Source organism: Paracoccus sp. (in: a-proteobacteria), assembly GCF_030536915.1.
In the GTDB taxonomy this organism is placed as follows: domain Bacteria; phylum Pseudomonadota; class Alphaproteobacteria; order Rhodobacterales; family Rhodobacteraceae; genus Paracoccus.
Window position 1 is genome coordinate 1 of record NZ_JAUNPC010000123.1, and the last position, 6,206, is coordinate 6,206.

At 70.8% G+C, this 6,206-nt stretch carries 7 protein-coding genes and 1 pseudogene; all 8 read left to right on the top strand.

The features are described 5' to 3' along the window. On the top strand, positions 1 to 1,873 hold a 1,873-nt coding region (locus tag Q4F04_RS14215; RefSeq protein ID WP_303370461.1), incomplete at its 5' end, for a tetratricopeptide repeat protein. A gap of 143 nt (positions 1,874 to 2,016) precedes the next feature. Beyond that, a complete protein-coding gene (locus Q4F04_RS14220) occupies positions 2,017 to 2,844 on the top strand; it encodes a 4-(cytidine 5'-diphospho)-2-C-methyl-D-erythritol kinase (RefSeq protein ID WP_303370462.1) in 828 nt (275 codons plus the stop codon). A gap of 31 nt (positions 2,845 to 2,875) precedes the next feature. Beyond that, positions 2,876 to 3,619, top strand: a complete 744-nt coding sequence (locus tag Q4F04_RS14225) for a pyridoxine 5'-phosphate synthase (RefSeq protein WP_303370463.1) — start codon at positions 2,876 to 2,878, stop codon at positions 3,617 to 3,619. After that, positions 3,616 to 4,062, top strand: a complete 447-nt coding sequence (locus Q4F04_RS14230; RefSeq protein WP_303370464.1) for a hypothetical protein — start codon at positions 3,616 to 3,618, stop codon at positions 4,060 to 4,062. Before Q4F04_RS14225 ends, Q4F04_RS14230 begins: the two co-directional genes overlap by 4 nt. A gap of 31 nt (positions 4,063 to 4,093) precedes the next feature. Next, a pseudogene (gene acpS, locus Q4F04_RS14235) lies at positions 4,094 to 4,452 on the top strand (holo-ACP synthase). 91 nt (positions 4,453 to 4,543) lie between these two features. Continuing rightward, complete coding sequence (lepB, locus tag Q4F04_RS14240) at positions 4,544 to 5,338, top strand: signal peptidase I (RefSeq protein WP_303370465.1); 795 nt, start codon at positions 4,544 to 4,546, stop codon at positions 5,336 to 5,338. A 9-nt stretch (positions 5,339 to 5,347) separates the two neighbouring features. Continuing rightward, complete coding sequence (rnc, locus tag Q4F04_RS14245; RefSeq protein WP_303370466.1) at positions 5,348 to 6,037, top strand: ribonuclease III; 690 nt, start codon at positions 5,348 to 5,350, stop codon at positions 6,035 to 6,037. Next, positions 6,034 to 6,206, top strand: a 173-nt coding sequence (locus Q4F04_RS14250) for a GTPase (RefSeq protein ID WP_303370467.1), incomplete at its 3' end; no start/stop codon positions are given. The genes rnc and Q4F04_RS14250, both read left to right, overlap by 4 nt.

A 6,206-nucleotide genomic window follows, 5' to 3' on the forward strand; every position in this document is an offset into this window, starting at 1 on the left:
GGCATCCGTTCTGGCCCAGGCCGACAGAACCCCCGCACCCACCCCGGGCAGCGGGCCCCAGATGGATGCGGGGGCAGTCCCGGATGCGCGGATCGCCACGCGGGTGAACCGCCTTCCAGGCCTTGCGGGCCCTTACCTGGCCGCGCGGCAGGCGGCCTCTGACAACGACTTCACCGCCGCCGCCCGGTATTTCGGCCGCGCGGTCGCGGTGGACGGGACCGACCCCTTCCTGCAGGACGGGGCGCTGGTGTCCATGGTCTCGGCGGGGCAGATGGACCAGGCCGTGGCGCTTGCCGGCAGCCTGCCGCAAGGCGAGGACAACACGACCGAGCTTGCCGCCCTGATCCGCCGCGTCGACCTGGCCCGGCAGCAGGACTGGCCCGCCGTGCTGGCCACGCTTGAGGAAAATCCCTCGACGCCCAGCGCGGGCGGGCCGCTGCTGGACGGACTTTTCCGCGCCTGGGCGCTGATGGGGGCGGGCCGCGCTTCGGAAGCCTTCGCCGAACTGGACCAGTTGGCCGGGGCGACCGGCGCTGCCGGGATCGCGGGGTTCCAGCTTGCGCTTGCCCGCGCCAGCGTCGGCGATTACGAGGGGGCGGCCGCCGCGCTGGACAATCCCGAGGCCTCGTCGCACCTGCAGGGGGTGATCGCCCGCGCGCAGGTGCTGTCCCAGCTTGAACGCAACGACGAGGCCATCGCCTTTCTCGACTCGCTGGACGCCATCGAGAACGAGCCGGTCCTGATCGACCTGCGCCAGCGGCTGCAGGCGGGGGAAACGGTGCCCTTCGACATCGTCGAGGACCCACGCGACGGGCTGGCGCAGGTGCTGGTCATCTTCGCCGGGGCCTTGATGGGGAACGAGGAAACCGACCCGCTGGCGCTGCTTTACGCCCGGCTGGGGCAGTATCTGGACCCGACGCTGCCGGATGCGCGGCTGATGATCGCCCAGCTTCTGCAATCGGCGGGCCAGTTCGACCTGGCCGAGCGGGAATTCGACGCGCTGCGGCAGGCCGGACAGATGCGCCCGGCGGCGGAACTGGTGCGCATCGACAGCCTGGCCCGCGCCGACCGGATGGAGGCCGCCGAAGCCGCCGCCCGCGCCCTGACCGAAACCTATCCCGACTATGCGCAGGCCTGGGTGGCGCTGGGCGACGTGCTGCGGCAGAACGACAAGTTCGCCGAGGCCGTCCCCGTCTATGACCGCGCCCTGCAGATCCTGCAGGCCGAGGAAGACCCGCAGGCCACCTGGTTCCCGCTTTACGCCCGCGGCATCGCCCGCGAACGCTCGGGCGACTATGACGGTGCCGACGCGGATTTTCAGGCCGCGCTGGACCTGCAGCCCGACCAGGCGCCGATCCTGAACTATCTCGGCTATTCCTGGGTGGACCGGAATGTTCGGCTGGACGAGGGGCTGGACCTGATCAAGCGCGCGGTCGAGCTGCGCCCCGATGACGGCTATATCCTCGATTCGCTGGCCTGGGCCTATTACCGGCTGGGCCGCTACGAGGAAGCCGTCGAGCCGATGGAGCGGTCTGTGGCCGTCATGTCGGACGACAGCCTGGTCAACGACCACATGGGCGACATCTACTGGATGGCCGGCCGCAAGCGCGAGGCCGAGATCCAATGGCAGCGGGCTTTGAGCCTCTACAAGCCCGAGGACACCGACACCGACGTGGACCGCATCCGCGCCAAGCTGGAGGTCGGGCTGGACGCCGTGCTGGAGGCCGAGCGCGCCAATGGCGGCACCCTGCCCGAAGGCTTCGGCCTGCCCGAGCCCGAGCCTGAGACGCTGACCGACGCGGAGGGCACCGGCACGGAGGCCCCGGCGGCCGAAGCGGAGGCTCCCCCTGCCGGCCCGTCCTCAGGACCCTGAGGCGCGGTTGGTCCCATGGGGCGCATCCGGCCGCTAGCCTTGGAAAGCCATGCGGGAGGATGGCATCCGTTGCCCCTGCTCCGCATCACGCCGCGCCGGGCACGTCCCTCGTGATCCCCTCGCAACCCGGACAGCCCGCACCCATGACCCGCTTTGAGCCCGCCCCCGCCAAGATCAACCTGGCCCTGCATGTCACCGGGCGGCGGGCGGATGGCTATCACCTGCTCGATTCGCTGGTGGTCTTCACCGAACTGGGCGACCGGGTGAGCGTCTCGCCGGGGCCGTCCTCGCTGACCGTCACCGGCCCCTTCGCCGGTGCGGTGCCGGGGGGAGAGGACAACCTGTGCCTGCGCGCCCTGCGCCACGTCGGCGCCGAGGCTGCGGTCACGCTGGACAAGCACCTGCCCCCCGCCTCGGGCATCGGCGGCGGCACGGCGGATGCGGCGGCGGTGCTGCGGGCGCTGGACCGCACGCCCGACCGCCTCGAGCGATTGGGCGCCGACCTGCCCGCCTGCCTGCTCAGCCGCCCCCTGCGGATGGAGGGCGTGGGCGAGCGGATCACGCTCCTCGACCTGCCCGGACTGCATCTGGTGCTGGTCAACCCCCGCGTGGAAACGCCCACCCCCGCCGTCTTCGCCGCGCTGGAACGGCGCGACAACCCGCCCCTGCCCGAACCACCTTTGCGGCCCGACGCCGCCGCGCTGGCGAAGTGGCTTTCCGCGACCCGCAACGACCTGCAGCCGCCCGCCCTCGGGTTGCGCCCCGTCATCGCCGATTGCCTGGCGGCGCTTGCGGCAGAAGATGCGCAGCTTGCCCGGATGTCGGGGTCGGGCGCGACCTGCTTCGGCATCTTCGCGGATGCACCCGCCGCCGAGGCCGCCGCGCGGGCCATCGGCGCCGCGAACCCCGGCTGGTGGGTGCGCGCCACCCGGACCATCGCGGGGCTACCCTCGGCCGCGCCGCAGGGCTAGGCTCGGCCGCGGACATCAGGGGGGAACCGTCATGCTGCGACTGGGCGTCAACATCGACCATGTGGCCACCGTGCGGAACGCGCGCGGCACCCCCTGGCCCGATCCCCTGCGCGCGGCCCTGCTGGCGCAGGAGGCCGGGGCCGACGGCATCACCGCCCACCTGCGCGAGGACCGCCGCCACATTTCGGACACCGACATCGCCCGGCTGTCCGAGGCGCTGCACGTCCCCCTGAACCTGGAAATGGCGGCCACGGCGGAGATGCAGGCCATCGCCCTGCGCCACCGCCCCCATGCCGTCTGCATCGTCCCCGAAAAGCGCGAGGAACGCACGACCGAAGGCGGCCTCGACATCGCGGGCGACGAATCGCGCTTGGCCGAGTTCATCGCGCCGCTGCGCGAGGCGGGCAGCCGGGTGTCGCTGTTCATCGGCCACGACTCCCGACAGATCGAGGCCGCCGCCCGCATCGGCGCGGCGGTCGTGGAACTGCACACCGGGGCCTATTGCGACCACGACACCGACGGCGACCCCGCCGCCCGCGACGCCGAACTGGCGGGGCTGGCCGAGGGCGCCCGCATCGCCGCCGCGCTGGGGCTGGAGGTCCACGCGGGCCACGGCCTGACCTTCGACACCGTCGGCCCCATCGCCGCGATCCCGGAACTGCGCGAACTCAACATCGGCCATTTCCTGATCTCGGAAGCTGTCTTCATCGGCCTCGGGCCGGCGATCAGGGAAATGCGGGCGCGCATGGACGCGGCGCGGGGACGCGCGCAATGAAGCGACTTGCCGCCTTGGCACTGGCACTGCTGCCCTCGGCTGGGTTTGCCGCCCATGTCGGCCCCTGCGACGCGGCCGTGAACGCCCGCTATCTCGTCGAGCCCTGGGCCGAGAACTCTGCGACCTATGCGAATGGCGCGGTCCGCGTCGCGCTGTTCGACAATGTCGAGCCCGCCGCGGCGGCGCTGCACCTGATGGTGATCTCTCCGCCCGCCGACGAAACCGGGATGCCGCAATGCCGCCGCGTGTCGCTGCAGGAAGGCAGCGGCTTCTACAGTCTCGATTTCGCCGGGCGGACAGCGGCTTATGATCCGGCAAGCGGCCTGATCCTGACCTTTCCGGCCGAACGCCATGATCCCGATACAGGCGCAGGGGCGCCGGCGACGCTGCGGGTGACGATCGATCAGCGCAGCGGCGACATCGCGGCAGAGCTTTCTCTGTGAACCGTTCAGAGTCCCTCGAGCAGCAAGCCCCATGATCCTCGGCATCGGCACCGATCTCTGCAACATCGACCGTATCGCAGGCGTGCTGGACCGCTACGGCGACCGCTTTCGCAACCGGGTGTTCACCGAACGCGAACTCGCCCGCGCCGCGCGGCGGGCGCATGAGTCGGCGACGCTGGCCAAGCGATGGGCGGCGAAAGAGGCCTGCAGCAAGGCGCTGGGCACGGGGCTGGCGATGGGCATCCCATGGCCCTGACCGGCTGGGCGGCGGACCGGCTGGCGGCGATGACCCCACCGGGGCATCGCGCCCATGTCCATGTGACGCTGACCGACGACCACCCCTGGGCGCAGGCCTTTGTCGTCATCGAGGCGCTGCCCGACGCCGGCTGACGATCACGCCCGCGCAGGTTCGGTGCGCTTTGCCTTGACTTCACCCCATGCCCGCGCCCAAGAACCCTCCGATCATTGGACGAGAGACAGCATGGCCCGCACGAAGACCGCGCAGAAGGAAGGCGGAATCTGGGAAACGGTGAAGACCGTCTTCTGGGCGCTGGTCATTGCGGGCATTTTCCGCACCCTCTTCTTCCAGCCCTTCTGGATTCCCTCGGGGTCGATGAAGGACACGCTGCTGATCGGCGACTTCCTGTTCGTCAACAAGATGGCCTATGGCTATTCGCGCTATTCCTGCCCCTTCGCGCTGTGCCCCATCGACGGCCGCATCCTCGGGTCCGAACCCGAACGCGGCGACGTGGTGGTGTTCCGCCACCCGACCCGCGGCGTCGATTTCATCAAGCGAGTGATCGGCCTGCCCGGCGACACGGTGCAGATGCGGAACGGCCAGGTGATCCTGAACGGCACGCCGGTGCCGCAAACCCCGAACGGCGTCTTCGTGGAACCCAAGCTGCCGCAGGGTCCGGCCCGCAGCCTGCCGCGCTGCACCAACGAGCCGGTGCCCGAGGGCGGCGACTGCGAGACGCCCCGCTTCACCGAGACGCTGCCCGAGGGCCGCAGCCACGACGTGCTGAACCTCGTGGACAACTGGCCTCTGGACGACACGCCCGTCTTCACGGTCCCCGAGGGCACCTATTTCTTCATGGGCGACAACCGCGACAATTCGGAAGACAGCCGCGTGCCCGCCATTGCCGGCGGTCTGGGCTTCGTGCCGGCCGAGTTCCTGATCGGCCGGGCCGACCGGGTGATGTTCTCCTCGGCGGGCTCGTCGCTTCTGTATTTCTGGACCTGGCGGGGGGACCGCTTCTTCCATGCGGTCCACTGAGGTGGCGCGGTGAAGCTTTCGGCCGAGCTTGCCGGCTTCTCGGCGCGGCTGGGTCACGACTTCGCCGATCCCGCGCTGCTGGTCCGGGCGCTGACACACGGCAGCCTGTCCTCGGCCACGCGCCCCGACAACCAGCGGCTGGAGTTCCTGGGCGACCGCGTGCTGGGCCTGACCATCGCCGAGGCGCTGCTGAAGGCCGACCGCGGCGCGACCGAGGGCCAGTTGGCCCCGCGCCTGAACGCGCTGGTGCGCGGCGAGACCTGCGCCGAGATCGCCCGCCAGATCGGGCTGGGGGACGTGCTGAAGCTCGGCCGGTCCGAGATGATGACCGGGGGTCGGCGCAAGGACGCGCTGCTGGGCGACGCGATGGAGGCGGTGATCGCCGCCGTCTATCTCGATGCCGGGTTCGAACCCGCGCGGGCGATGATCCTGCGGCTCTGGGGCGCGCGGATCGCCGGAGCCGAGGAGGCCGCCTTCAACCCCAAGACGGCGCTGCAGGAATGGGCGCAGGCGCAGGGCATGGGTCCGCCCGCCTATGAGGTGGCGGACCGCTCGGGCCCCGACCACGCGCCGCATTTCCGCATCATCGTGCGGCTGGACGACGGGCGCGAGGCCGAGGCCAGCGGCACCGGCACCAAGCGCAGCATCGAACAGGCCGCCGCCAGCGTTATGCTGGACAAGATCGGGGATAACGCATGACCGAGAACGAGACCGCACCCGAGCAGGTGCCCGAAGGCCCCACCCGCGCGGGCTTCGTCGCGCTGATCGGGGAACCGAACGCCGGGAAATCGACGCTGCTGAACCGGATGGTCGGGGCCAAGGTCTCGATCGTCACCCACAAGGTGCAGACGACCCGCGCCCGCATCCG

Bases quoted from the DNA above. Each gene is read 5' to 3' on its own strand.
- Q4F04_RS14220 (WP_303370462.1), top strand. From the start codon at position 2,017: ATGACCCGCTTTGAGCCCGCCCCCGCCAAGATCAACCTGGCCCTGCAT.
- Q4F04_RS14225 (WP_303370463.1), top strand. From the start codon at position 2,876: ATGCTGCGACTGGGCGTCAACATCGACCATGTGGCCACCGTGCGGAAC.
- Q4F04_RS14230 (WP_303370464.1), top strand. From the start codon at position 3,616: ATGAAGCGACTTGCCGCCTTGGCACTGGCACTGCTGCCCTCGGCTGGG.
- lepB (WP_303370465.1), top strand. From the start codon at position 4,544: ATGGCCCGCACGAAGACCGCGCAGAAGGAAGGCGGAATCTGGGAAACG.